Source organism: Ferrimonas pelagia (assembly GCF_039543565.1).
In the GTDB taxonomy this organism is placed as follows: Bacteria; Pseudomonadota; Gammaproteobacteria; order Enterobacterales; family Shewanellaceae; genus Ferrimonas; species Ferrimonas pelagia.
This window is the reverse complement of record NZ_BAABJZ010000002.1, coordinates 13,091-37,345: the sequence shown is the minus strand read 5'-3', so window position 1 is coordinate 37,345 and position 24,255 is coordinate 13,091. Positions and strand designations below refer to the sequence as shown.

Genomic DNA, 24,255 nt, shown 5'->3' with positions numbered 1-24,255 from the left:
CACTGCTCCATAGATATACGATCGGTAGGATGTTGTAACTCTAGCTAATTTATCAGCCTATGACTCAAGGATAAAGTCAGCAAGCTGACCTTCTGAGGCTTTCAGCAAACGCTGCCAGTCTCGCTCAGGCATACGCAAATGAACAATTGTGTGTCCTTGGTCATCATATCCGCTACTCATCACTGCATTAAGCTCATAGCAACGGGATAACCACCGGCCCGAATCCGGCGGAAACGCCAACGACAGATCGACGATCGAATCGCCTAAACGCTCGGTCAGCGCTGAAAACAGCAGGTCGATCCCTTGATCGGCCTGGGCACTGAGCCAAACCCGGCTAGGATTGCCATCTTCATCACGGTCTATCCGCGGGGTGGCCTCTTCTAATTGATCGATCTTGTTATAGACCAGCAGCCTTGGGATCTCGTCGGCGTCGATCTCATCCAGCACCTCATGCACAGACTCGATGTTCTCCGCCGCCCGCTCGTCCGAGCAATCCACCACATGGAGCAGCAGATCCGCTTCTCGGGTCTCGGTCAGCGTGCCCTTAAAGGCCGCCACCAGATCATGCGGCAGGTGTCGAATAAAGCCAACGGTATCGGCCAGGATGGCCGGGCCAACCTCCGAGATCTCGATGCGGCGCAAGGTCGGATCCAAGGTCGCAAACAGCTGATCCGCCGCGTACACCCCGGAATCGGTGATGCGATTAAACAAGGTGGACTTGCCGGCGTTGGTATACCCAACCAGAGAGACCGTCGGCACTTCGCGGCGCTGCCGGGCACGACGACCCTGCTCACGCTGCTTGGCCACTTTTTCCAAACGCTTAAGGATGGTTTTGATCCGCTCACGCAGCAATCGACGATCCGTCTCCAGCTGGGTTTCCCCCGGGCCACGCAGACCAATACCGCCCTTTTGGCGCTCTAGGTGGGTCCATCCTCGGATCAAACGGGTCGATAGATAACGCAACTGCGCCAGCTCAACCTGCAGTTTCCCTTCGTGGGTTCGGGCGCGCTGGGCAAAGATATCCAAGATCAGTCCGGTACGATCAAGCACCCGGCACTGACAAAGCATCTCGAGATTACGTTCTTGGGCGGGACTCAGGGCATGATTGAAGATCACCACATCCGCTTGTTCAGCCTGAACAAACGCGGCAATCTCCTCCGCTTTCCCTGTGCCACAGAAATATTTGGGGTGGGGACTGGCGCGGCGTCCTGTGACAATGCCACAGGAATCGACTCCGGCCGAGCTCACCAGTAGGCGCAGCTCTTCCAGATCTTCCCGTTCACCCTCCTGAGAGAAATCGATGTGAACGAGAACCGCACGTTCGCCTGCTTCATACCGCTCAAACAAGCAGACTTACTCCTAAATTTGGATCAGGCGTTGTTGTCACCGTGATCGGAACTATTGTAATTACCTTGAGCGCCAGCCGGTGGCTGACTCTGGCCCATGTTGAATTGGCGTCCAGGCACCACAGTCGAGATGGCGTGCTTATACACCATTTGGCTCACTGTGTTCTTCAGCAAAATAACGAACTGATCGAAAGATTCGATCTGGCCCTGAAGTTTAATACCGTTTACCAGATAGATAGAAACGGGAACGCGCTCACGGCGCAGTGCGTTCAGAAACGGGTCTTGAAGAGATTGCCCCTTAGCCATTCTGTATTCCTTATAAATTTGTTTTTAGCTATCGACAAAGTATGAGCGGCGTTTAGCATACCCAAGCGCAATTAACTTATAGCCCAGACTGTTTTACAAGGCTAATTTTCTCAACACTTTGTCTACATTACCATCTTCGAGAGAATCGAGCCAATCCACCCCTTCCCAGCCTCGCAGCCAAGTCAGTTGTCGTTTAGCCAACTGGCGGGTCGCGGCAACCCCTTGGGCCACCATCTCCTCATAGCTGATCTCTTGTTCAATGTACGACCACATCTGGCGATAACCGACACAACGGATCGACGGTAATCCCGGATGCAGATCGTCTCGAGCATGTAATTGACGGACTTCACGCTCAAAGCCCTGCTCCAGCATCGCCAAAAAACGTTGTTCAATACATTGATGGAGTGTCGCCCGTTGTTGGGGTGCAATCGCGAACTGTACGGTTCGAAATGGCAAAGGCGGACGCTTTTGCTGGGTCAGGAAAGTCAGACTCTTACCTGATATTTTATAGATTTCCAGTGCCCTCGACAATCGCTGGGGATCATTCGGGTGAATTCGATTCGCCGCCACAGGATCGATCGCGGCGAGCTGCTCATGCATCGCATGCCAACCCTTCGCCAAAGCTTCCCGCTCGATCTCCGCACGAATGGCGGGATCGGCGCTCGGCAGCGGCGAGAGTCCTTCCAGCAGGGCCTTGAAATACATCATGGTCCCGCCCACCAACAGCGGGATCTTCCCCGCCAGCTGGATCGCCTCCATCTCCCTCAGTGCATCAGCGGCAAAGTCGGCCGCCGAGTAGCTTTGAGCGGGATCGCGGATGTCGATCAACCGGTGCGGAGCCCGCGCCAGCTCATCGGCACTCGGCTTCGCCGTACCAATATCCATTCCCTGGTAAATCAGTGCCGAATCGACACTGATCAGCTCCACCGGCAGCTGCTGACGCAGGGCAATGGCCAGATCGGTCTTGCCCGAAGCGGTGGGTCCCATCAGGCATATCGCCAATGGGCGCTGATCACTCATGTTCTTGCTCCAAATATGTTTGCCAGGGAAGTGTAATGCCCCGCTCATCCAGCACCTTGTGCTGATCATCGGTGCTGAGCTGTTGCCACAGGGCTTTGCCGCCCAGCTCGGGTACACTCCATTGCGCCAGCCAATGCGCTAACGCCTCGGCGGCCGGTGTGTCCTGCTCGAGCCACTGCAGCAGCTCAGTCATGGCTTTGACCAGATCCGCCTGTCGCAGTACCGCCGGAACGGTTCGGACCACCAAACGCTTTCCATGAGAAACCACTTCGATGCCGAGTCTACGCAAAAGTTCCTGCTGCTGCTCTAATACTGCCAGCCAATTAACATCGGCAGGAATACTGATCGGCAGCAGCAAAGGTTGGCCCACCAAGCCTTGTGGCAATCGTGCCATCAGCTGCTGCTTTTGCACGAAGCGGTGCAAAGCCGTCACCGCTAAAATCTTCAATTCGCCTTGATTCACCGCCAGAATATGATCGTTCGCCAGATCAGCCAACCAACGCCAACCGTCGCCGAGTCTCGCGTCCGCCGCCGGCTCCGGCTCCGGCTCCGGTGTTTGCATCAAGGCCGCGTAACCACTAACGGCCGCAGGCCGAGGCACGGCAGGGCGCAAGGGCGGCGGACTATAATGCCTGTCGCCACCTGAACCCCGGCTGACGCTGCCACGATATTCCGTCGCGCTTTCGCGCACGCTCGCGGCCGCCGGCGCTGACACGGATGCCAAAGCGATCTCTTGCGGTGGCGAGAACACCGGTTCGCTGGCTCCATCCTCGGGGACGGGCCGTTGAGCCAGTGCCTGTTGCAGCGCGGTCTGAATAAAATCGTGCACGTAGCGCGCCTGGTGGAAACGCACCTCATGCTTAGCAGGGTGTACGTTTACGTCGACCTCGTGGGGATCCAGAGTCAGGTACAACACATACCCAGCCGCCCAACTCAGTCCGGCCTCCTCCAGCGCCTGACGCACCGCATGATTCACCAGCTTGTCGCGCACGACCCGGCCATTGACGTAAAAATACTGCACATCCGACACGCGAGCCCTGTCGTCATCCAACGCCAGGAAACCGGTCATCGCCAATTCGTCATTGCTGCAGCGCAGGCTAAAGGCGCGCTCGGCAAAGGCGCTGCCGCAAATCGAGGCCAATCGCTGATGCTTTTGTCGCTCATTGCGGGCGGGGCGATACTGCCGAACCAGCTTGCCGTTGTGACGTAAACTAAAGTGCACCTCATCCTGCGCCAAAGCAATCCGCCTTAGCTGCTCTTCGATATGGGTAAACTCGGTTTTATCTGCCCGTAAAAAGCGCCTTCTGGCCGGTGTGTTAAAGAACAGATCCACCACCTCGACGGTCGTCCCGACCGGATGGGCGGTCGGCTGAACCTGCACCGCCATCTCCCGTCCTTCAGCGTACGCCTGCCACGCCTCGCTGGCGTCCGCCGTGCGGGAACTCAGCGTTAGGCGTGACACGGAGCTGATGGAGGCCAGCGCTTCTCCGCGAAAGCCAAAGCTGAGGATCGACTCCAGATCCTCCAGGCTGGCGACTTTCGAGGTCGCGTGGCGGGCTAACGCTAACGCCAGCTCCTGCTGCGGGATCCCTTTGCCGTTATCGCGGATCACCATGGACTTGCTGCCGCCGCGCTCGATGTCGATCTCGATCTTGGTGGCGCCCGCATCGACGCAGTTTTCCACCAACTCTTTGAGTACCGAGGCGGGGCGCTCAACCACCTCGCCAGCCGCGATCTGGTTCGCTAACTGCGGCGGTAAGATCTGAATGGCCATAGGCCCTCCTACAACTTGGGGATCACCAGCTCTTGGCCGACTTTGATATTGTCGGAGCTAAGCTGATTGGCCTGCTTAAGCGCTTGAACCGAGATCTTGTACCGACTCGCGATCCGTGACAACGACTCACCCGCTTTCACTTTATGTGTTTGCCGCTGCGCCAACCAAGAATCCCGCGGGGGATTGCGACTGAAATGGTCAATGATGGCGCTGGCCAAGGCATTAGCCAGCTTCTCTTGATGACTTGATGAACGTAACAGCTTCTCTTCGCTCGGATTAGAGATAAATCCAGTTTCCACCAGCAAAGAGGGGAAGTCTGGCGATTTCAGCACCGCCAATGACGCCGACTGGGGGCGCGATTTGTGCAACCGCGTCACCTTGCCCAGCTCCTTGAGCATATTGCCCGCCAGAGCCTGGCTTTCCATCATCGAGTTTTCTCGAGCCAGATCGAGGAAGGTGCGCTGCAGGTGTGGATCATCCTGACTGGTTTGCGAGATCACCTCGCCGATCCCGCGCAGCTCCGACAAGCGATCATCCCGCTCAAGCCAGCGGCCCATTTCTGAATTGGCCCGACGCAGTGACAGTACCCATACGGACGCCCCGCGCGGTTGTGGCGTGGAAAACGCATCGGCGTGGATGGAAACCAGCAGATCCGACTTCGCTTGACGGGCCTTGGCGCTACGATCGTCCAAACTAACGAAATAATCGCCACTGCGCACCATCTGGGTATCAAAGCCTGGATGGGCATCAAGCAACGTCTTCAACCGCTTGGTGATCGGCAATACCACATTCTTCTCATAGGTACCGCTGGGTCCAATCGAGCCGGGATCTTTGCCACCATGCCCGGCATCAAGCGCGATCACGACCTTACGTCCAGGCTTGGCTGACGCGCCCTGTACCGGATTGCGTCCAGTCGGGACCAGATCCAACACCAATCGATGAGGCGCAGAATCGGAGGGCCCGAGACGAAAGGCCTTATGACTGGCGGAATGCGCCATATCGATCACCAGACGCAGATGGGCCGGCGCTGTCGGCGTGCTGGTTCGAACCCGCCGCAGCAAGGGAGAGTGCTCCCCTAGCCCATCGAGCGACGCATTAAGCTTGCTGTTGTCCAGATCGATCACGACCCGATCCGGCCCGGTCAATCGAGAGACAGCAAAATTCGTCTGTGTCGACAGATCAAGCACCACCCGAGTTTTCTCCTCCGAGTGGCTAATTCGAACATTATTCACACTGTTGGCCAAGGCAGGCTGCCAGACCATAAGCAGGGTTAAGCAAAGAAGCGCAAAATACCGAAGCGGATGTGCTGTCATTTTTATTCAGATTGCAGTTGAGCCAATAAGTGCAGACCAGCAGCCGAAATGCCCGTTAATGTGGCGAGGCGTCCCTCACCTTGGTAGGCAAGCTCAATGGTCAGATCCGCCTCAGGCAACAGCCCCTCCCCTTTGCTCGGCCACTCGACCAACGCCAGCGTCGTGTCGGAAAAATAATCACGGATCCCCATAAACTCAAGCTCTTCAGGGTCATTGAGTCGATAAAGATCAAAATGATACACCTGCATGCCGTTCAGCTCATAGGGCTCAACCAGCGCGTAGGTCGGACTTTTAACCGCCCCAGTATGGCCCAGCGACTGGATCAACCCACGGGTCAGGGTCGTTTTGCCCGCCCCAAGATCGCCATGCAGATGGATCACCAGTGGCGGCTGGATCTGCGCCGCCAACGCCTTACCCAGTGCCAAAGTATCCGCCTCGTCGGCCAGATTAAAACTCAGATTCATAGCGCCTCTACATTTACCCATCGCCGGATCTCCTGCATCAGATCTGACGGTAACATGCCACGGGGACCGGGACCCAACGCCGAGTCTGCCGCCTCACCGTGTACCACGACACCTGCACAAGCCGCATCCATCAAAGACAAACCCTGTGCAAGCAAACCGCCGATTATACCAGATAAAAGATCGCCGCTGCCTCCCGTCGCTAACCCCGAATTGCCGACCGGCGCCAACACCATCTGCTGACCATCGTAGATCAAGCTTCCAGCCCCTTTTAACACCACCACACCACCAAAGCGTCGCTGCAATGCCACGATCGCTCGAAACCGATCCGACTCCACCTGCCCCGTACTGCAACCCAAGAGCCGAGCAGCCTCGCCCGGATGCGGCGTAAGCACCCAATTCGTGTGAGTCATCGGCTGCTTAGCTAATAGGTTCAAGGCATCGGCATCCAACAAGCAAACCCCTTCGTGGCTCAGCGCCTGCTGCCAGATCTGCTCCGCCCAAGGGCGCTGACCCAATCCAGGACCGACAACCAGAACATCCGCCCAGCCCAATCGAGGTCCGAGTTCAGCTGGCTCTCGGCTTTCAACCATCAATTCCGGTCGACCAAGCTGAATTGGCAAGGCACTGGCTGGCGCACAATTTACTCGCACCAACCCGGCTCCACAGCGCAGCGCCGCTTCCCCGGCCAAGCGGGCGGCGCCGGCCATGCCCTCATCTCCGCCCAGGATCAGCACACGGCCATGCGTTCCTTTATGGCTGTCCATCGAGCGTGTCGGCAGCCAAGTCTTGAGATCCGCCGGTTTCGCACAGCGTAGATCGGCCGGTTCCCCCGCCAACGGCTTGCCCAATTGCAATGGCGCAAACACCAACTCACCAACGTAAGCCGGTGCCTTGCCAGTCAGCAACCCGGGTTTCACCGCCACAAAGGTGATGGTCGCACAGGCTTGGACAGCCTCCCCGGCAACCGCTCCAGTTTGGCCGCTCACACCGGAGGGGATATCAATGGCCAATACCGGCGCTGTCGATGCATTGATCTGGGCGACGATGTTCGCCAAAGGCGCGCGCAATGCGCCCCGCAATCCGGTTCCGACCAAGGCATCAACGTACAGTTCGGTAGCGGGGAGCGTGTCGTCTAGCGGCTCAATTGCGCCCCCAGCACTCACCCAGGCCGTTTGCGCTCGAGCCGCATCTCCCTGCAGCGCAACCTCAGGTTGAAATTGTCGTACGGTGACACGCAGGCCCGCCTGACGCGCCAATCGCGCCAATATGTAGCCATCACCGGCGTTATTGCCCCCGCCGCATAATACGCAGACGGTTTTCAGCTCAGGCCAGCGCTTTAAGGCGAACCGCCACGCCTCCGATCCGGCCTCTTCCATAACTTGGTACAGCGCGATCCCTAGGCCCTTCGCGAGTTCAGGCTCGCTTTGACGCACCCGATCTGCATGATATAGTCCGATCGGCAACGCAACCCTATCCGCCCGCATGCTCACTTCTCCCCAGCAAAATCCATAAAGCTAACTACAATTTAGCTCTGTGGAGATGTATGTCATGCAGTCGCACTGCAATTTCTGATCATGCTCAATAAGGATGTTTTCTTATGATGTTGCTGACCTTATGCGTACTTTGCGCGACCGCCGTTTTGGTTTCCCTCCCACTCGCTTCCCCTTGGCTGCTCCAGGCACTTGTCGGCGTGAGCATTCTCATGGTGGCGCTGAATCTCTATGTCGTGATCAGCTACAGCGAAGACAATGAGCTGGATAACTGAACGAAACAATTGAGCGCTTTGCGGTGGAGGATATACGGACATTGAGATTGCAGACAAACGAACTCTGCAGCAAGGTTGAGACGGGAAATGAGTCAAATACTGAATGCATGAAACGAAAAAACCACCCGAGAAGGGTGGTTTTTTCTGTATTTGGAGCGGCACACGAGGTTCGAACTCGTGACCTCGACCTTGGCAAGGTCGCGCTCTACCAACTGAGCTAGTGCCGCTTGTCGTTTCAGTCCGAGGACTCAAACCGCTTCTTACGAAGACTTTAAATTGGAGCGGCACACGAGGTTCGAACTCGTGACCTCGACCTTGGCAAGGTCGCGCTCTACCAACTGAGCTAGTGCCGCATCATTGCTTCCGAAGAAGACTTTTTCAAGTTGTCGTTTCAGCCCGAAGACTCAAACCGCTTCTTGCGAAGACTTTGCCACTCATGAAAAGAGTGGAGCGGCACACGAGGTTCGAACTCGTGACCTCGACCTTGGCAAGGTCGCGCTCTACCAACTGAGCTAGTGCCGCATCATTGCTTCCGAAGAAGACTTTTTCAACTTGTCGTTTCAGCCCGAAGACTCAAACCGCTTCTTGCGAAGACTTTGCCACTCATGAAAAGAGTGGAGCGGCACACGAGGTTCGAACTCGTGACCTCGACCTTGGCAAGGTCGCGCTCTACCAACTGAGCTAGTGCCGCATCATTGCTTCCGAAGAAGACTTTTCAACTTGTCGTTTCAGTCCTAAGACTCAAACCGCTTCTTGCGAAGACTTTGCCACTCATGAAAAGAGTGGAGCGGCACACGAGGTTCGAACTCGTGACCTCGACCTTGGCAAGGTCGCGCTCTACCAACTGAGCTAGTGCCGCATCACCGCTGTAACTAACGGGATTACCGTCGACAGCGAGGGCGCATTATAAGCAAATAGATTTGCTCCGCAACCCCCGATCTCAGAATTTTATTCCAATTGGTCAAATTTTGAAAACTGTCGAGCGATAGAACACCAATTCGGCGATGGATTCACGAATATCGTCTAACGCCTGATGCGTGCCAGCCTTGGAAAACTGCTCGAGCAATTCCGGCTGCCAGCGACGAGTTAACTCTTTTACCGTGCTGACATCCAGATAACGGTAATGGAAGTAGGACTCGAGCTGAGGCATGTACTTGACTAAGAAGCGACGATCCTGACCGACACTGTTACCGCAGATCGGCGACGCCCCACGCGGAACCCACTGCTCCAGAAATGCCAAGGTTTGCCGCTCCGCCTCGGCCGAGTCGATACGACTGGCCTTAACCCGCTCGGTTAATCCGCTCTGCCCATGAGTACGAACGTTCCACTCATCCATCTTGGCCAACTCACTCTGTGGCTGATGGATCGCCAGTACCGGGCCTTCCGCCAAGACATTCAACTGGCTGTCAGTGACTATCGTAGCGATCTCGATGATGGTGTTTTCCTCGGGATCCAATCCGGTCATTTCCAGATCAATCCAGATCAGGTTATTGGGATCTTGTGTCATCGAATCCTCTCGTCACGGGCTTTTTTATCAGAACGTAGTATCATACGGGTTTCTTTTACTTTAGACACGGTTTTGCCGGGAGCACAGTGAGCAAGGGCAAGAAGAAGCTGACCAAAGGGCAATTGCGCCGGGTACGGGACAATCGCGACAAGCGTCTAAGCAAGCGCAAGGATCCCGAATGGGACAACGACGCCTTAGGCCCTCAGATCAAAGGTCGAATTATCAGTCGTTTCGGTCAACATGCTGACGTAGAGACAATGGCAGGTGAAGTCTTCCGTTGTAACTTGCGCCGCACTGTCGGCAGCATCGTGGTCGGCGACGAAGTCGAGTGGCGCCAAGGTAACGAAGCGATGGCGGGGATCTCCGGTATCGTCGAAGCCGTCCATCCGCGCCGTTCAGAGCTGCGCCGCCCGGACTTCTACGACGGCCTTAAGGTGGTTGCGGCGAACATTGATCAGATCTTGATCGTGTCTGCGGTGGTACCTGAGCTGTCCGCACAGATCATCGACCGCTACCTAGTGGCCGCAGAAGACACCGAGATCCCACCAGTATTGGTGTTGAACAAGACCGATCTGCTCGATGAGCAAGGCTTGGCCTTGGTCGAAACGATCCTCGCCCCTTATCGCGCCATCGGCTACCCCATCTATTTGGTGAGCAGCGAAACCGGAGAAGGCGTCGACGCCCTCAAAGCCTGCCTGAAGGACAAGATCAACATCTTTGTCGGCCAGTCCGGCGTGGGGAAATCCTCTCTGATTAATGCTTTGATGCCCGAGGTCGACTTAGTCGTAGGGGAAGTGTCGGAGAACTCAGGCTTGGGTACCCACACCACGACCACCGCAAAATTACTGCGCTTCCCGTCCGGTGGCGATCTCATCGACTCGCCAGGCGTGCGTGAATTTGCCCTCTGGCACCTGCCCGCCGAACGCATCGCTTGGGGCTTTAAGGAGTTTCGCGAGTACCTCGGCGGCTGTAAATTCCGCGACTGCAAACACGGTGACGATCCAGGATGTGCCTTGCGCGGGGCCGTGGAGCAAGGCGAGATCAGCGCTCAACGTTTTGACAATTACCATCGGATCTTAGAATCCATGAATTCGGATCGGCCAACGCGCCATTTCGTCGATCCCTTGAACGACAAGTAATAAAGGAAATGCACGTGTCCTTGGACAAGTTGAAAATCACTCTGCAATACGTCATGCCCAAGCATGCTGTGTCTCGCTTGGTCGGTAAATTCGCCGCGTCCGAGTCTGGTCCATTAACCACAGCCTTTATCAAGTGGTTCATTCGCCAGTACGACATCAACATGCAAGAAGCCTTGATTGAAGATCCAAAGGCCTTCAAGACCTTTAATGACTTCTTTACCCGCGAGCTTAAGCCCGGTCTGCGTCCGCTGGTCGGTGATGAGAAGACGCTGATCCAGCCTGTCGATGGCCGTGTGAGCCAATTGGGCCCTATCGTCGATGAGCGCCTGATCCAAGCCAAAAACCATGACTTTGGTTTGTTGGAGCTGTTGGGCGGTCACCAGAGTGACGCTGAACCGTTCAAGGATGGTCACTTCACCACCATCTATTTGTCGCCACAAGACTACCATCGCATCCACATGCCCTGCGCTGGCACGCTGCGACGCATGGTGTACGTTCCGGGCGATCTGTTTTCGGTCAACCCTTTGACCGCTGAAAACGTGCCGGGCCTGTTTGCTCGCAACGAACGCGTTGTCACCATCTTCGATACCGAGCAGGGTCCTATGGCGATGGTTCTGGTCGGCGCCACCATCGTGGCAAGCATCGAAACCACCTGGGCTGGCACCGTCACACCGCCAGCCGGGGGCAATATCATGGCCTGGGATTACCCGGCAGACGGAGAGCAAGCGATCCGCTTCAGCAAAGGTCAGGAGATGGGCCGATTCAAGCTCGGCAGCACCGTGGTGGCCTGCTTCGGTAAGGATATGCTGGAAGGCTTTGACGACAAGTTTGAGATCAATGCCCAAACCCGTCTGGGCCAAGCGATGGCACACTGCCGCTAGGATAAAATTCGGGCCGGCCAAGACTGGCTGGCCCGACCATCTGCAATTTGGTTATATCTTGCGCGTTATGCCAGAGATAACTCCGTTAACCTCATAGTCAGCCAAGATATTCTCCGATAAACTTGCCTCGTCCCCTTCGCCCGAAGACTAAGCTAAACACCATGTGGCGCATCCTGCTTTGCTCTATCCTGCTTCTGACCAGCTCACTGGCTCAGGCCAATTCGTCGTTCTCACTCGAGCGACGCCTGATGCCTTTTGGCAATAACAACAATCAAACCATCACCATTGAACAATGGCATAGCCAGCAAAAAGCGCTGGAGCAGCAAGCCAATGAGTATCAAGAGCTGATCGATCAATTCGAACTGCGTCAGGAGCAGTTGCAAAATCAGCTGCAACAGCCCCTCAATGCCGAGGTTGACCCGCTCCAATCCTTGACCCAGCAAACGTCTTGGGTTCACCTGCAGCTGCAAGAGCTAAAATCCAGTGCAGAATCACTCGCTGAGCTGCAACAAAGCACACGCAACCGCTTGGGCCAGCTCGCCGAGATCGAGCAGCAGGCCAACCTGCAGCTGCGTCTGGCTCGCGCCGAGTCCAATCGCACGGCCCCGTTGCAGGCGCGGCAGGATTACTACGCAGCTTTGGTCACCACAGTGCAGCTGGAGCAGCGTGCCCAGCCCCTGCAGCTGCAGCTTATCCAGCTGCGTCAGCGCCTGGTTCAAAGCCAACTGGCGACCTTTGAGTTGCGCTTGACCCGGCTCAATCAAGCCACCAGTCAGAAGCGCCGGGCGGCCAGCGAAGCGGCGATCAGCGACAACCCCGATCAGCGCAACCACTCCAATCAAGATCCCAGCCTGAGCCACCTGAGCGAAACCAACGCCGCACTGGCCCGCGCCCTAGGTGAGATCAATGGCCACCTGGAAGCCACCAGCCAGGCGTTGATCCAGGCCGAGCAACGCTATCAAACCCAATCCTCCGACTATCGCGACATTCAGGAGCAACTGGAGTGGGGCGGAGCCAGTGCCGCCTTTGGTGAATCATTGATCCGCCGTCTCAATGCCTTACAAAGAGGCGAGCGGGGCCAGGACGCTGCCAGTTTCCTCAGCAAAACCCGATTGCAACGGTACGACTACGAACATCAGTTGGAACAGCTTCAGCGTAATCTGGCCTCGCCCAACATTGACGCCGCGCAACAGCCCTTATGGCAGCGCCAAGCGCAGTTGTTGGAGCAGTTGGTCGAAGCACACGAACAGCTCGTGGTGGAGCTCAGCCGCCTCAAACTGCAGCAAGAGCAACTCTCCAAACACAATGACCGCTTTGAACGGCTGATCACCGAGTACCTGTTTTGGCTGCCCAACGCACGCCCGATAACCTCATCAACCCTGTCAGAGGTCGGCCTCAGTCTCAGTTGGCTGATGGATCCCCAGCGTCGCGCCGATCTGCGCCAGAGCCACCAACTCAATGCGGGCCCTTGGTCACTGTGGCTGGCGTTAGTGGTGCTGATCCTCGTCACGCTGGATCTGCTCAAGGGCCCTTACGCTCGACTGCGCAAAGCACAGGCACGCTACGTCGGTAACGTAACCCAAGATCGATTCAGCGCCTCGGTCAAAGCCCTACTGATCGGACTGGGCTACAGCCTGCTGTTGCCGCTGCCACTCTGGTTCGCCGGCGCCATTTTGCGCTTCGGACCCGGCCCAGAATTCACCCACGCGTTAGGGCACGGTGTGCTGTCTGCCACCTTGGTGTTCCAGCTCTACTGGTCGATCCGCCAGCTGACCCATGAAGATGGCTTGATGGTGGCGCACTTCCGTCGCCACCCTCCCCTGGTTGCCCATCTGCGCCGCTTTCTCGGCAAGATATGCCTGTTCGCTGCGCCCCTGCTGGCCATCGTGGCCTTTACCGTCGAGTTGGATCTGGCCCTGCTCAGCAACAGCCTGGGCCGGATCGCCTTTGTCTTCCTCTGTTTGCTGGTGGCCTACAGCTTCCGCCGCCTATCGCGCTTTGCTCTGGAGTATCACCGCCACCACAGCAAAACCGATCTCAACCGGCGCTTCATCGAGCGGCTGATCTGGCTGGTGCTGATCGGCCTGCCTCTGATCACCTTGGTCCTCGCGTGGCGAGGCTACTACTACAGCAGCCACCAACTGCTCAGCCAGGCCTTGATCACGGTCGCTGTCGGGATCTCCTTCCTGTTGGGGTACCTGATGGTCAAGCGTTGGATGCTGATCGAGCGGCGACGCCTGCAGTTCGAACTGGCCAAAGCGCGCCGGGCGGAAGTACTGGCGCAGCGGGAAAAAGAGAAGGCCGAAGGGATCAGCAGCGCCAGCACCAGTGCCGAGGGCCTGGTCGATGGTCTGGACGATCCACAGCTGGATCTGGACACCATCTCAACCCAATCCTTGAGCCTGGTGCGCAGCCTGATGATCCTCGCGTTTGCCTTGACCCTATTGGGGCTCTGGAGCCAAACCCACCCGGCCGTATTCAGCTTCCTGGAAGGGATCACCCTCTATTCCAGCACCCAGTTTGTCGATAACGTCGAGCAAGCCGTACCCATCACCCTGATGTCACTGGCAGCGGCATTGATGATCGCCGTCTTCACCGGGATGATCGCCCGTAACCTGCCCGGCCTGCTTGAGCTGATGCTGTTGCAGCGGCTGGATCTGACGCCAGGCACCGGCTTTGCGATCTCCACCGTCAGCAAATATCTGGTCTATACGATCGGCGTCTTCGCCACCTTCTCCACCCTCGGTCTGGCTTGGAGCAAGATGCAGTGGCTGATCGCCGCGCTGACCGTCGGCCTGGGCTTTGGCCTGCAGGAGATCTTCGCCAACTTTATCTCCGGCCTGATCATCCTGTTTGAGAAGCCGATCCGGATCGGGGATACGGTCACCATCCGCGATCTGACCGGCACCGTCTCCAAGATCCAGATCCGCGCGACCACCATCGTCGATTGGGATCGCAAAGAGATCATCGTGCCCAACAAAGCCTTCATTACCGAGCAGTTGGTCAACTGGTCGCTGTCCGATGCGATCACCCGGGTGATCCTCAAGGTCTCGGTCGCGCGAGACTCAGATCCAGCACTGGTCGAGGCGGTTCTGCATCAAGCTGTACAGGAGTCGCCGCTGGCCCTGAGCCAACCCGAGCCGGAGATCTTCTTCGGCGGTTTTGGCAGCCATACGCAGGACTTCGAGGTCCGTGCTTACGCCGACGAGATGGGCAAACGCTGGCCGCTGCGGCATGATCTGCATATGCGGATCACCGCCAAGTTCCGCGCCAAGGGGATCGTGCTGGCCTACCCTCAGATGGAGATGCACATGGCACAAAACCATGACAGCAGAGACTCGGGCCTGATCCGCAACTAATCGAGGAAGTGCGTATGCGCATTATTGCTCACCGTGGTGCCTCCGGCGAGGCGCCAGAAAACACCCTAACGGCCATGGACTTGGCCATCGAGCAGGACGCCTGTGCCATCGAATTGGATGTGCATCAGCTGGAAGGAACCCTGGTGGTGCTGCACGACCGTTACCTGAATAAGACCACCAGCGGCAGCGGTTTGCTCAGCGACAGCAGCCTCGATGTGCTGAGCACACTGGATGCGGGCGAGGGTCAACGCGTCCCGACCCTGTGGCAGGTGCTCGAACGTATTGGTGGGCGGTGCGATCTCAACATCGAATTGAAAGGCATGGGCACAGTAGAGCCCCTGCTGGCGCTGCTGCAGCGCGCCGAAGCCGAGCTTGGCTACCGCCCTGAGCAGTTTCTGATCTCCTCGTTCCATCACCCGATGTTGGCGCAACTCAAGCGGCAACGGCCAGCACTGAAGATCGGCGCCCTGACCGCCTGTTGCCCACTGAACTACGCCGAATTTGCTACGGCGCTTGGGGCCTTCTCGGTGCATATGGACGTGGACTTTGCCGATCCCGCCTTCATCGCCGACGCCAAAGCCCGCGGCCTGAAGATCTACGTCTATACCGTCGATCACGCGCCGGATCTGCTGCGTCTCGACGCCTTGGGCGTCGACGGGATCTTCAGCAATTACCCCGGCCGCAGCCGAGCCAGACTCAATGCACCGCGCCATCAGCCAGGCCAAGTCTGGCAATAGACACGCCCGCGGCGCCATTACATCTGACGATGGCGCTCCGCCCACAGGCCGATAACGACAAAGCTCAAGCTCACCACCAACAGCAGCCAATTGGGCGGCAGCTGCGCCAATTGACTGGCCAGGTAGGGCGACAGCTTAGTGATCACCATGCCGTAGCCAAACGCCACCAGCAGGATAAACACCCCGGTTCGGGCCGGAAACGGCCAGGTGATGATCCGGCGCCGGATCGCCCGCTGCAGATCTGGGCTGATCACCACCAACACGCAGGCCAGTAAGGCAACGGAGATATCCGTCAGATAGGGATACAGCGAGCGCCCCAATAGATGGACCATATCAAGCAGCCAATTCATACGTCTTTCCTTCGATACAACAGAGACGTATGGTAACAGCGACCCAATGCCTTGGAAGCTCAAACATGATCCCGATCGCGCTACTGACCCACCACAACGACCGCTTTGCTGCACTGCTCGAGACTGCCGGGATCACCCAGCTCGCCACACCGTCTGAAGCGCCTATCTGGCTGGCAGAGCCCGCACTCGCCGCAGAGGCATTGCGGCAAGGGAGCAAGCCCCAATGGCTGGCCAGCACCTACGCCGGCATTGAACCCTTGATGGCGGCGGATCTGGCCAAAGACTATCAATTAACCAATGTTCGCGGGATCTTCGGCCCACTGATGGCTCAGTATGTGTTTGCCCATCTGTTGTCACGCCTGCGTCACCTGCCCCGTTACGCCACGCAGCAAGAGCAACACCTCTGGCAACCGCACAGCTACGGCTCCTTACAGGGACAAACCCTGGTGTTACTGGGCACCGGCGATATCGCCCGCCATATCGCCAGCGTTGCCGCCGCGTTTGGTATGCGGATCATCGGGGTCAATCGCCGCGGTCACGCCGTCGACGGGTTTGAGCGGATCGTCGCCCTACCGGATCTCAACCATGCCCTGGCACTGGCCGATGTGTTGGTGTCGGTGCTGCCCAGCACGCCACAAAGCCATCACCTGCTTAACGCCAAGACCCTCGCTGCGCTGCCGAGCCACGCCACACTGATCAACGTGGGCCGTGGCTCGGTGTTGGATATTGATGCCTTGCTGGCCCGCCTCGATGCGGGTCAATTGGCGCATGCCGTACTGGATGTGTTCGAAAGCGAGCCGCTGCCACAGGATTCCCCGCTGTGGCAGCACCCGCAGGTGAGCCTCACCCCCCATGTCGCCGCGACCAGCTTTCCAGAGCAGGTTGTCCGCCTCTTTGTCGACAACCTGCGTCGGTTTGAGCGTAGCGAGCGCCTACAGCACCTCGTCGACTTCACCCAAGGCTACTGAGTGGCCTGAGCGGCTCAATCGTCGCCAAGCTCCAGTTTGGCGGCGATCCTATGACTAAAACCCAGCGACGGTACCGATAAGGTCATCTCCACCGGCAGCGGTGCCTCGCCCAAGGTGCCAGCCCGAGCCGCGTCCTGCAGTAACTGCTCCAGCTCCTGGTGTGACTGGATCCCCACCTGCTTGAGAAAACGGCGAATGCTGTTGTTCATCTGCTCCTGATCCATCTTTCCATCTCCTAATGCACTATCGACGTGATAATGCTCACCCTTTTTTATAACCCATTGGGTAGAAAAACCGAGTCTTCCTTGCATAATGTCATTGGACATGAGAATCATTACCATTCACAATTCAGCGCAACGTTAAGTTCAATCAACAGCGAGACCCAACGATGTACGTATGTGTGTGCTTCGGCGTGACCGATAAGCAGGTAAAACAGGTGGTAGCCGAGGGCGCGACCGATCTGAAAACGCTGCAAGCCAAACTCAATGTCGGCACCCAGTGCGGCAAGTGCATCAAGACCACCTTGGAGATCATGCAACAGCAATTGGATGTGACGCCGAATTACTACGAAGTCGCCTAGCCGATCCACAGCGCCCCCCTATGCGCACGAGCCGTTTTCCCTCGCGGGCAGTTGCACGTTGACGCTTTTTTGCCACGCTTAGTGAAATTCAGTCGCTAAGGAAACGACGCCATGAAAGCGGATCCCAAGGTCATCGCCTTTCTCAACAAGGTGCTCGGCAACGAACTCATCGCCATCAATCAGTACTTCCTCCACGCCCGCATGTACAAAGACTGGGGTCTGCATCGCATCGCCGATAAGGAGTACCACGAATCCATCGATGAGATGAATCACGCCGATAAGCTGATCGAGCGGATCCTGTTTCTGGAAGGGCTGCCCAACCTGCAGAGTCTGGGCAAGCTAAGGATCGGTGAACACACTCAGGAGATGCTGACCTGCGATCTGGCGCTGGAGATGGACGCGATCCCTGATCTGCGCGAGGCGATCGCCTACTTCGAGACGATAAGAGATTTTGTCAGCCGGGATCTGTGCCAAGACATTCTCGAAGACGAAGAGGAGCACGTCGATTGGCTGGAAACCCAGCTCGAGTTGATCGATAAGGTCGGCATTCAAAATTATCAGCAGGCGCAGATGATCGCAGAAGCGGATTAAGCCTTTTACCCGCTACACGACGAAGGGGCGCCGAAGCGCCCCTTTATGCATTCCTCCATCTGTGCTCTTAGCGCGAGCCTTGCCCCCGGACACTCACCCGCACCAACACCGCTGCCAAGCTCAGGGTACAGACGATGGTCGCCCCAGAGGGCAGATCAAGCCCCGCCGACAGCCACAGGCCACTGGCATAACCTAATACGCCCACGCCATAGCCCCAAAACAGCGCAGACTTGCCAGACATGCGGTTCACCGCCAGAGCGGGCAGGATCAAGCTGGAAAACACCAGATAGACCCCCACCAGTTGCACCGAAAAGGTGATCACTAGGGCAAACAGCACGTAGAACAAAGGGCCTTCCAACACGTCTGGGCGCCAAAGCAACAAACCTAAGCAGAGCACCGTGATCAGCACCGGGCCCACCAGACTCGGCCAATCGGTCCAGAGGATCTGACCGGATAACAACTGCTTGAGCAGCTCGCCACCGTGGGGATCCCCTGCCAATAACAACATTGCGGCCACCGCACTGAGCACATACAGGCAACCGATCAACGCCTCCAGCTCCGCCTTAAAGCGGCGCTCCAGCAGGGCGATCAGCGCCGCCCCGCCCAACGCGAACAGAGCCGGCACCAGGTAATCCAGCCCCAATAGGTGCTGATGGCCATCGGCATCGTGCAGCCAATGCCGGGTGTGTACCAGCACGGCACCCAGCGCCGCGATCTGAGCGATCGCCAGATCAATAAAGATGATCCCGCGTTTCAGCACCTGACGGCCCAGCACGACGTGCGTCGACAGCACCAACAGTCCTGCCGCCAAGGCAGGCGCTAAAATGGTGAGCAAAGTCAGATCCATCATTCCCCCACGTGTGCCAACAACGGCTCCAACACCGCATCGTACAGCGCAAACAGGCTGTCGATCCCCTCCTGGCCGGTCGAAAACGGCAAGCGCACCACGGGCAACTCGGCCCGCTGCGCCAGCCACTGCGCCCCGCGGCGATCCTGATAGCCCGCATGCACCACCGCCATGATGGTTTGCTGCTCCGTCAGTGCCAGCAGCCCAGCCAGATGGGCCGTACTCGGCGGCAAGCCCGGCTTGGGCTCCAGATCTCCCGCCTGCTCGACGCCGAGCCAATCAAACAGATAGCGGAAACTGGAGTGATAGGCGATCACCGCCTGCCCGTGCAACGGCGCCGCTTTTGCCTCCCAGACGGGGATGGCCGTCAACCAACGGGCACTGAAATCGTCGAAATTCGCCCGGTAGTGCTCAGCATTGGTTGGATCTAACTGCGCCAGGCGCTCGGTTAATACCTGCGCCACCCGCAGCAGCCGCTGTGGCGAGAAATGCAGGTGCGGATTCCCTTCGGCGTGCACATCGCCCATATCGCGACTGACGCTATCGAGCCGATCCAAGGTGTCCACCTGCTCGGCCGCATAGAACATGCCCGGCAGGCCATCCCGCACCTTGGGATTGTTGGCCTTCATCTGCAGCATAGGCAACCAACCCACCTCCAACTCAGCGCCGGCACAGATCGCCAGATCCGCCCGCCGCATCTGAGCGATCAAACTGGGCCGGGCTTGGATCTGATGGGGATCCTGCAGCGCCGTGGTGGCACTGAAGATCCGCGCCTCGGGCGCCAGCTCCTGCGCCAGCGCCGCGTATTCCGGCTCACAGGCGAACAGGTTCAGCGCCCAAGCATTGGGCGCCAGCAGCAAGGCACAGCACGCAAAAAGCCGCTTAAAACTGGTGCGCATCGTGGGCTCCCAAGGTCATCACATATTGCAGCGTGAATTGGTGATCATCGGCATGATCCAGCCCATGCACATCCTGATGGCTGTACTGCAGACGCACGGTGGAGAAGTGACTTGGATGCCAGGCTAGCATGGCCTCGGTTTCCTTGATGTCGGCAGGGTGATAATGGCTGTGATCGCCGTGCGCTTCCATCAGCCCGGCGCTCATCTGGCCATAGCGCAAACCCGCCGACCAAGAAGGGCTGATCTGATACACCCCGGAGACATACCAACCGTCAAAGTAGTCCGCCCCCGCCTCCTCAGCCAAGGCGTGGTGATCATGGTCATGCTCCTCACCGGCAAACGGCGAATCCAGATAAAAGTATTCGGCACTGATCGTCAGGTGATTGTATTTGTAGTTACCGCCTGGTGCCCATTTGTATACCGCTGAGACGTTAAACAGATCCCGCCCGGTAAACTCAGCACCATGGCTGTGATCATGGTCATGATCGTCCAACAGGTCCTCAGCGTGCTCCTCATGCACTCCGCCCTGACCGTTCTCGTTACGCAACCAGGAGATCCCCGCCTGCCAGCTGTGCGCTAAGCCGATATCGCCGCCCCACTTGCTGTACAGGTGGTACACCCCGACGGTTTCAGCGTGATCCAGCCCTTCGGCCTGCAACGGATCGCCACCAAACACCTCTGTGCCTAATTCCCAATAGGTGTCGGTCGGCGCGATCCAGTTGAGCCGAATGCCGTCATCAAAATAGTGACCGCCAAGAAACGCCCGATAGGCCGCGGGCCGCTCAACAAAGGCATCACTGTGCAGATGCTGGTTGTTCAGATAGCCGATCTCCGACAAAAACCGGCCGGCGCGCACCGACAGAGCCCAAGGCATGGCCAAGGTTTGAATAAAGGCCTCTTCCAGCCCCACTTCGATCTCGCCCTCATGGCTTTCCAGCACCGTGGTGAGTTTGCCGTAAAACTTGTCGTCCACCGCAGCGGAGATCGCCAGCTCGGTGTGGCCCAGGGCGAAGCCCTCTTCGCGCTCGCCCAGCGCCCGTTCGCCAGACTGATAATGCCCATCAAGTACCAGGCTGATCTCAGGGTTGGTCAGGTTTGCCTGAGCAGAAAATGCGGTGCCCATCAGGGCAGCAACCGCAATCGCGGTGCTGTGAATTCGAAACGTCGAAGACATGGTGTCTTTCCTAATACAAATTGGATAGATGCAAGATCGCCGCGTCAGCGGTCGCGACCGTTGCCGTCATTAATCATTGGTTTGCGTTAGGAAAGGCGCGGTGGGGCGCGGGCCAGATAGCCCTTAGTGGTGGCGCAGTTGTGCCGAGGTGGCTCAACCGCATCCGAACACAGTGCCCGACTGTTGCTGTCAGGCCAGTGCCAGTCAACACTGAGCAGTTGCGTCAGTTGATGCTGGTGAACGAAGAAATCGCACAGCTCAATGACGCTGCTGTCGTGCTCATGATGATGGGTCTGGGCGTGCAGCGGGGCCACCAGCGCAAGCGCCAGGATCCAAACCGCCATCAGGATCGACCATACCGATCCTCGCCTTACCGTCTCACACACCATCTGCTCAGCAAACTGTCCTGTGATTGAGAATGACTCTTAACTTATCCAGTGTAACTCAGGCCCGCCCGACGGGAAAGGCGATAACCTGTTCAATATGCTTCAGATCGCTGGCCAACATCACCAATCGGTCAATGCCCAATGCCACCCCGGCGCAGTCCGGCAAGCCGTGCTTCAGTGCGACGATCAGGTGATGGTCGATCGGCCGCTGCACCAAGCCCATCGCCCGTCGCTCTCGGTTGTCCTGCTCGAAACGGCGCAATTGCTCGGCGCCGTCCGCCAACTCATAAAAGCCGTTGGCCAACTCGATGCCTTTAAAGTACACCTCGAAGCGGTCGGCCGTGCGCGGATCGGCCACATTAATACGGGCCAACGCCGCCTGGTTCGCCGGGAAAGCATGCACCATGCACGGCACCGCCTGGCCGATCTGCGGCTCCACCACCATGGAGAACAGCAATTGCTGCAGCGGCGCATGGGTGGTTTCCTGATCGCCGATATCCTGCAGATCATGCTGACGGCACAAGGCCTGCAGCTCGGCCACCGACGCCTCCAGCGGATCGCATCCCAGCACCCGCTCAAACGCCTCGGCGTAGGTCACCTTCTCCGGCTCGCCACAGCCCAAGGTCGCCTTCAACAGCTCCGCCATCTCCGCCATCAGCGCGTGATGGTCAAACCCCACGCGGTACCACTCCAGCATGGTGAATTCCGGATTGTGATGACGGCCAGATTCTTCATTACGAAAGCTCTTGCCGATCTGATAGATGCAACCTGAGCCCGCGCACAGCAGGCGTTTCATATGAAATTCCGGCGAGGTCATCAGGTACAGCGGCAGCCCCTGCGCGGCGCCGGGGCCGACGAAGGTGGTCTCAAAACTCACCAGATGGATATCGGTCACCGCCGCCTTACTCAGGGCTGGCGTATCCACCTCGAGCACCTCACGCTGGGCAAAGAAGGCTCGGATCGCCTGGATCACCTCGGCGCGGCGTCGCAGTTGGGCCCGGGTCGTGGTGGGCTGCCACTCAGTGGTTTCAATCATGGTTTTACAGAACTCAGAGTTTTGCGCATGAACCGTTCTGGCCTATGCCGCTCAGCGGCGATAGCCGCATTGCGCAAGAGAAACAAAAAGAGCGGGCATAGGCCCGCTCTTTCACGCTCAATGTGCGGCAATTACTTGCGCACACGCTCTACGTATTCGCCGGTACGGGTATCCACTTTTACCACCTCACCGATGGTAATAAACAGCGGCACACGCACCACGGCACCGGTCGCCAAAGTGGCTGGCTTACCGCCGGTACCTTGGGTATCGCCTTTCAGGCCCGGATCGGTTTCCGTTACTTCCAGCTCAACGAAGTTCGGCGGCGTCACGACGATTGGGTTGTCGTTCCACACGGTGATGGTGCAGGTATCCTGCTCCACCAGCCACTTTTCCGCATCGCCCACGGCCTTTTTATCGGCTGCGAGCTGCTCGAAGGTGTCGTTGTTCATGAAATGCCAGAACTCACCATCGCTGTAGAGGTAAGCCAGATCCATGTCCATTACGTCTGCGCCTTCGACGCTCTCGCCCGACTTGAAGTTCTTTTCCAGAGTCTTACCGCTGATCAACTTTTTGATCTTCACGCGGTTAATCGCCTGACCTTTGCCTGGCTTAAACAACTCGTTCTCAATAATGTTGCACGGCTCGCCGTCCAGCATTATCTTAAGCCCGGATTTAAATTCGTTCGTCGAATAAGAAGCCATCTTCTCTCTTCCAGCTGTCTCTGTTGAAATTAACCGTACAATGATAACCCGAAATTCCGATCCTGTGCACCGCTCGCAGCGGAGCTGGCAGATCGATCTGGCCAATGCCTACAAGGATCCTGTGACTCTGTTGCAGGATCTTGATCTGGATCCCACCCGCTACGGCGATGGGCAGGCCGCGCGTCGCCAGTTTCCCATGCTGGTTCCACGCGCCTTTGCCGCCAAGATCCGCCAAGGCGATCCGAACGATCCCCTGCTGCGGCAAGTGCTGCCCATCGGCGCGGAGATGCGCGATACCCCCGGGTTTGATACGGATCCCACCGAGGAGCAACAGGGCAGCACCCCGGGCTTGCTACACAAATACCGCTCGCGTGCGCTGCTGATGCTGCGCAGCGGCTGTGCCGTCAACTGCCGCTACTGCTTTCGCCGCCATTTCCCCTATCAGCAGCATAAAGTCGACGCCGCGCAGATCCGCGCCACCTTCGACTACCTCAACAGCGATCCCAATATCAACGAGCTGCTGCTGTCCGGCGGCGATCCGCTAATGGCGCGGGACGATCATCTGGCCGAGCTGTTCGAGCAGCTCAAAGCCGTGCCCCAGCTAAAGCGGATCCGGATCCACACCCGCCTGCCTGTGGTCATGCCCAGCCGCATCACCGATGAGTTGGTTCAGCTACTGGCCGACAGCCCCTGGCAGATCGTCATGGTGTTGCACAGCAACCATGGCAATGAGATCGATGACGTCTTCGCCGCCGCCATGCGTCGGCTCAAGCAGGCCAACGTCACCCTGCTCAGTCAAAGTGTGCTGCTCAAAGGCGTCAACGACGACGCCCAGGTATTGGCGCACCTGTCGGAGCGCCTGTTTGCCGCCGGGATCCTGCCCTACTACCTGCACCAACTCGACAAAGTGCGCGGCGCGGCGCACTTCGAGGTCAGCGATCACCGGGCACGCCAGATCATGGCGCAATGGCTGGAGCTCAGCCCCGGCTTTCTGGTGCCCAGATTGGTGCGGGAGATCGGTGGAAAACGGTCAAAAACGCCCATCGACCTCAAATTGGCATAAACGGCGCAGGGCCGTTAGCATATCGACCCAACACGCGGTTTATTCAAGG

General features: G+C 57.8%; 25 protein-coding genes and 5 tRNA genes. 9 read left to right on the top strand and 21 right to left on the bottom strand.

Annotated features, from left to right (window positions below; genetic code table 11):
* Window positions 1–57: 57 nt before the first annotated feature.
* The 7 genes from hflX to ABEA08_RS00225 all read right to left on the bottom strand — a co-directional run bounded on the left by hflX (window position 58) and on the right by ABEA08_RS00225 (window position 7,707).
* The gene (gene hflX / locus ABEA08_RS00255) at window positions 58–1,347 is read right to left on the bottom strand and encodes a ribosome rescue GTPase HflX (RefSeq protein ID WP_345332072.1); all 1,290 of its coding nucleotides are present in this window, start codon (window positions 1,345–1,347) and stop codon (window positions 58–60) included.
* 23 nt (window positions 1,348–1,370) lie between these two features.
* On the bottom strand, window positions 1,371–1,652 hold the full coding sequence (gene hfq / locus ABEA08_RS00250) for an RNA chaperone Hfq (protein WP_345332069.1): 282 nt from the start codon (window positions 1,650–1,652) through the stop codon (window positions 1,371–1,373).
* 93 nt (window positions 1,653–1,745) lie between these two features.
* Window positions 1,746–2,672 carry a tRNA (adenosine(37)-N6)-dimethylallyltransferase MiaA gene (gene miaA, locus ABEA08_RS00245; RefSeq protein ID WP_345332067.1) on the bottom strand — a complete coding sequence of 309 codons (927 nt, stop codon included), beginning with the start codon at window positions 2,670–2,672 and terminating at the stop codon, window positions 1,746–1,748.
* Complete coding sequence (mutL, locus tag ABEA08_RS00240) at window positions 2,665–4,446, bottom strand: DNA mismatch repair endonuclease MutL (RefSeq protein ID WP_345332065.1); 1,782 nt, start codon at window positions 4,444–4,446, stop codon at window positions 2,665–2,667. The genes miaA and mutL overlap by 8 nt, the downstream gene beginning before the upstream one ends.
* Window positions 4,447–4,454: 8 nt before the next feature.
* A complete protein-coding gene (locus ABEA08_RS00235) occupies window positions 4,455–5,708 on the bottom strand; it encodes an N-acetylmuramoyl-L-alanine amidase (protein WP_345332142.1) in 1,254 nt (417 codons plus the stop codon).
* Window positions 5,709–5,761: 53 nt separating this feature from the next.
* Complete coding sequence (gene tsaE / locus ABEA08_RS00230; RefSeq protein WP_345332063.1) at window positions 5,762–6,223, bottom strand: tRNA (adenosine(37)-N6)-threonylcarbamoyltransferase complex ATPase subunit type 1 TsaE; 462 nt, start codon at window positions 6,221–6,223, stop codon at window positions 5,762–5,764.
* On the bottom strand, window positions 6,220–7,707 hold the full coding sequence (locus ABEA08_RS00225; protein ID WP_345332061.1) for an NAD(P)H-hydrate dehydratase: 1,488 nt from the start codon (window positions 7,705–7,707) through the stop codon (window positions 6,220–6,222). The genes tsaE and ABEA08_RS00225 overlap by 4 nt, the downstream gene beginning before the upstream one ends.
* Window positions 7,708–7,820: 113 nt before the next feature.
* Between ABEA08_RS00225 and ABEA08_RS00220 the strand changes: the two genes are divergently transcribed.
* The gene (locus ABEA08_RS00220) at window positions 7,821–7,988 is read left to right on the top strand and encodes a hypothetical protein (RefSeq protein WP_345332059.1); all 168 of its coding nucleotides are present in this window, start codon (window positions 7,821–7,823) and stop codon (window positions 7,986–7,988) included.
* 151 nt (window positions 7,989–8,139) lie between these two features.
* On the opposite strand, the gene ABEA08_RS00215 is transcribed toward ABEA08_RS00220, so the two are convergent.
* The 6 genes from ABEA08_RS00215 to orn form a co-directional block, all read right to left on the bottom strand.
* Window positions 8,140–8,215 (bottom strand) — tRNA-Gly (locus tag ABEA08_RS00215).
* Between the two features lie 50 nt (window positions 8,216–8,265).
* Window positions 8,266–8,341, bottom strand: a tRNA-Gly gene (locus ABEA08_RS00210).
* A gap of 93 nt (window positions 8,342–8,434) precedes the next feature.
* Window positions 8,435–8,510: transfer RNA gene (locus tag ABEA08_RS00205), tRNA-Gly, on the bottom strand.
* A 93-nt stretch (window positions 8,511–8,603) separates the two neighbouring features.
* Window positions 8,604–8,679 (bottom strand) — tRNA-Gly (locus ABEA08_RS00200).
* A 92-nt stretch (window positions 8,680–8,771) separates the two neighbouring features.
* A tRNA-Gly gene (locus ABEA08_RS00195) sits at window positions 8,772–8,847 on the bottom strand.
* Between the two features lie 102 nt (window positions 8,848–8,949).
* The gene (gene orn, locus ABEA08_RS00190; RefSeq protein WP_345332057.1) at window positions 8,950–9,495 is read right to left on the bottom strand and encodes an oligoribonuclease; all 546 of its coding nucleotides are present in this window, start codon (window positions 9,493–9,495) and stop codon (window positions 8,950–8,952) included.
* 86 nt (window positions 9,496–9,581) lie between these two features.
* On the opposite strand from orn, the gene rsgA reads away from it, so the two are divergent.
* From rsgA to ABEA08_RS00170, 4 genes are all read left to right on the top strand, one after another.
* On the top strand, window positions 9,582–10,634 hold the full coding sequence (rsgA, locus tag ABEA08_RS00185; protein ID WP_345332055.1) for a small ribosomal subunit biogenesis GTPase RsgA: 1,053 nt from the start codon (window positions 9,582–9,584) through the stop codon (window positions 10,632–10,634).
* Window positions 10,635–10,654: 20 nt separating this feature from the next.
* Window positions 10,655–11,515, top strand: coding sequence for an archaetidylserine decarboxylase (gene asd / locus ABEA08_RS00180; RefSeq protein ID WP_345332053.1), 861 nt, complete (start codon window positions 10,655–10,657; stop codon window positions 11,513–11,515).
* Window positions 11,516–11,676: 161 nt separating this feature from the next.
* Window positions 11,677–14,874 carry a mechanosensitive ion channel domain-containing protein gene (locus tag ABEA08_RS00175; RefSeq protein WP_345332051.1) on the top strand — a complete coding sequence of 1,066 codons (3,198 nt, stop codon included), beginning with the start codon at window positions 11,677–11,679 and terminating at the stop codon, window positions 14,872–14,874.
* 14 nt (window positions 14,875–14,888) lie between these two features.
* Window positions 14,889–15,611, top strand: coding sequence for a glycerophosphodiester phosphodiesterase (locus ABEA08_RS00170; protein WP_345332049.1), 723 nt, complete (start codon window positions 14,889–14,891; stop codon window positions 15,609–15,611).
* A 17-nt stretch (window positions 15,612–15,628) separates the two neighbouring features.
* Here the strand turns inward: ABEA08_RS00170 and ABEA08_RS00165 are convergent, their stop codons facing one another.
* Entirely contained in the window at window positions 15,629–15,961 is a 333-nt protein-coding gene (locus ABEA08_RS00165) for a DUF3392 domain-containing protein (RefSeq protein ID WP_345332047.1), read from the bottom strand.
* Between the two features lie 65 nt (window positions 15,962–16,026).
* On the opposite strand from ABEA08_RS00165, the gene ABEA08_RS00160 reads away from it, so the two are divergent.
* Window positions 16,027–16,929, top strand: coding sequence for a D-2-hydroxyacid dehydrogenase (locus tag ABEA08_RS00160; RefSeq protein ID WP_345332045.1), 903 nt, complete (start codon window positions 16,027–16,029; stop codon window positions 16,927–16,929).
* Between the two features lie 14 nt (window positions 16,930–16,943).
* On the opposite strand, the gene ABEA08_RS00155 is transcribed toward ABEA08_RS00160, so the two are convergent.
* Window positions 16,944–17,153 (bottom strand): DUF6494 family protein, encoded by a 210-nt coding sequence (locus tag ABEA08_RS00155; protein WP_345332043.1) that lies wholly within the window; start codon window positions 17,151–17,153, stop codon window positions 16,944–16,946.
* A 164-nt stretch (window positions 17,154–17,317) separates the two neighbouring features.
* Between ABEA08_RS00155 and ABEA08_RS00150 the strand changes: the two genes are divergently transcribed.
* Both ABEA08_RS00150 and bfr read left to right on the top strand, forming a co-directional pair.
* The gene (locus tag ABEA08_RS00150) at window positions 17,318–17,509 is read left to right on the top strand and encodes a bacterioferritin-associated ferredoxin (protein ID WP_345332041.1); all 192 of its coding nucleotides are present in this window, start codon (window positions 17,318–17,320) and stop codon (window positions 17,507–17,509) included.
* Window positions 17,510–17,620: 111 nt separating this feature from the next.
* A complete protein-coding gene (bfr, locus tag ABEA08_RS00145) occupies window positions 17,621–18,100 on the top strand; it encodes a bacterioferritin (RefSeq protein ID WP_345332039.1) in 480 nt (159 codons plus the stop codon).
* A 67-nt stretch (window positions 18,101–18,167) separates the two neighbouring features.
* Here the strand turns inward: bfr and ABEA08_RS00140 are convergent, their stop codons facing one another.
* From ABEA08_RS00140 to efp, 6 genes are all read right to left on the bottom strand, one after another.
* The gene (locus ABEA08_RS00140; protein WP_345332037.1) at window positions 18,168–18,950 is read right to left on the bottom strand and encodes a metal ABC transporter permease; all 783 of its coding nucleotides are present in this window, start codon (window positions 18,948–18,950) and stop codon (window positions 18,168–18,170) included.
* Window positions 18,947–19,846, bottom strand: coding sequence for a metal ABC transporter solute-binding protein, Zn/Mn family (locus tag ABEA08_RS00135; RefSeq protein WP_345332035.1), 900 nt, complete (start codon window positions 19,844–19,846; stop codon window positions 18,947–18,949). Before ABEA08_RS00135 ends, ABEA08_RS00140 begins: the two co-directional genes overlap by 4 nt.
* Window positions 19,830–21,020, bottom strand: coding sequence for a hypothetical protein (locus tag ABEA08_RS00130; protein ID WP_345332033.1), 1,191 nt, complete (start codon window positions 21,018–21,020; stop codon window positions 19,830–19,832). Before ABEA08_RS00130 ends, ABEA08_RS00135 begins: the two co-directional genes overlap by 17 nt.
* Window positions 21,021–21,106: 86 nt before the next feature.
* Entirely contained in the window at window positions 21,107–21,364 is a 258-nt protein-coding gene (locus ABEA08_RS00125; RefSeq protein ID WP_345332031.1) for a hypothetical protein, read from the bottom strand.
* A gap of 100 nt (window positions 21,365–21,464) precedes the next feature.
* Entirely contained in the window at window positions 21,465–22,439 is a 975-nt protein-coding gene (gene epmA, locus ABEA08_RS00120) for an elongation factor P--(R)-beta-lysine ligase (RefSeq protein WP_425557305.1), read from the bottom strand.
* Window positions 22,440–22,573: 134 nt separating this feature from the next.
* A complete protein-coding gene (gene efp, locus ABEA08_RS00115; protein ID WP_345332027.1) occupies window positions 22,574–23,143 on the bottom strand; it encodes an elongation factor P in 570 nt (189 codons plus the stop codon).
* Window positions 23,144–23,183: 40 nt separating this feature from the next.
* On the opposite strand from efp, the gene epmB reads away from it, so the two are divergent.
* Window positions 23,184–24,206 (top strand): EF-P beta-lysylation protein EpmB, encoded by a 1,023-nt coding sequence (gene epmB / locus ABEA08_RS00110; protein WP_345332025.1) that lies wholly within the window; start codon window positions 23,184–23,186, stop codon window positions 24,204–24,206.
* Window positions 24,207–24,255 lie beyond the last annotated feature (49 nt).

Coding starts and splice junctions, on each gene's coding strand:
- mutL (WP_345332065.1), bottom strand. CDS start 4,446: ATGGCCATTCAGATCTTACCGCCGCAGTTAGCGAACCAGATCGCGGCT.
- orn (WP_345332057.1), bottom strand. CDS start 9,495: ATGACACAAGATCCCAATAACCTGATCTGGATTGATCTGGAAATGACC.
- ABEA08_RS00130 (WP_345332033.1), bottom strand. CDS start 21,020: ATGTCTTCGACGTTTCGAATTCACAGCACCGCGATTGCGGTTGCTGCC.
- ABEA08_RS00220 (WP_345332059.1), top strand. CDS start 7,821: ATGATGTTGCTGACCTTATGCGTACTTTGCGCGACCGCCGTTTTGGTT.
- ABEA08_RS00140 (WP_345332037.1), bottom strand. CDS start 18,950: ATGATGGATCTGACTTTGCTCACCATTTTAGCGCCTGCCTTGGCGGCA.
- ABEA08_RS00225 (WP_345332061.1), bottom strand. CDS start 7,707: ATGCGGGCGGATAGGGTTGCGTTGCCGATCGGACTATATCATGCAGAT.
- ABEA08_RS00235 (WP_345332142.1), bottom strand. CDS start 5,708: ATGGTCTGGCAGCCTGCCTTGGCCAACAGTGTGAATAATGTTCGAATT.
- tsaE (WP_345332063.1), bottom strand. CDS start 6,223: ATGAATCTGAGTTTTAATCTGGCCGACGAGGCGGATACTTTGGCACTG.
- ABEA08_RS00175 (WP_345332051.1), top strand. CDS start 11,677: ATGTGGCGCATCCTGCTTTGCTCTATCCTGCTTCTGACCAGCTCACTG.
- epmB (WP_345332025.1), top strand. CDS start 23,184: ATGATAACCCGAAATTCCGATCCTGTGCACCGCTCGCAGCGGAGCTGG.
- miaA (WP_345332067.1), bottom strand. CDS start 2,672: ATGAGTGATCAGCGCCCATTGGCGATATGCCTGATGGGACCCACCGCT.
- ABEA08_RS00165 (WP_345332047.1), bottom strand. CDS start 15,961: ATGAATTGGCTGCTTGATATGGTCCATCTATTGGGGCGCTCGCTGTAT.
- ABEA08_RS00135 (WP_345332035.1), bottom strand. CDS start 19,846: ATGCGCACCAGTTTTAAGCGGCTTTTTGCGTGCTGTGCCTTGCTGCTG.
- bfr (WP_345332039.1), top strand. CDS start 17,621: ATGAAAGCGGATCCCAAGGTCATCGCCTTTCTCAACAAGGTGCTCGGC.
- ABEA08_RS00125 (WP_345332031.1), bottom strand. CDS start 21,364: ATGGCGGTTTGGATCCTGGCGCTTGCGCTGGTGGCCCCGCTGCACGCC.
- ABEA08_RS00160 (WP_345332045.1), top strand. CDS start 16,027: ATGATCCCGATCGCGCTACTGACCCACCACAACGACCGCTTTGCTGCA.
- ABEA08_RS00155 (WP_345332043.1), bottom strand. CDS start 17,153: ATGGATCAGGAGCAGATGAACAACAGCATTCGCCGTTTTCTCAAGCAG.
- ABEA08_RS00170 (WP_345332049.1), top strand. CDS start 14,889: ATGCGCATTATTGCTCACCGTGGTGCCTCCGGCGAGGCGCCAGAAAAC.
- hfq (WP_345332069.1), bottom strand. CDS start 1,652: ATGGCTAAGGGGCAATCTCTTCAAGACCCGTTTCTGAACGCACTGCGC.
- efp (WP_345332027.1), bottom strand. CDS start 23,143: ATGGCTTCTTATTCGACGAACGAATTTAAATCCGGGCTTAAGATAATG.
- ABEA08_RS00150 (WP_345332041.1), top strand. CDS start 17,318: ATGTACGTATGTGTGTGCTTCGGCGTGACCGATAAGCAGGTAAAACAG.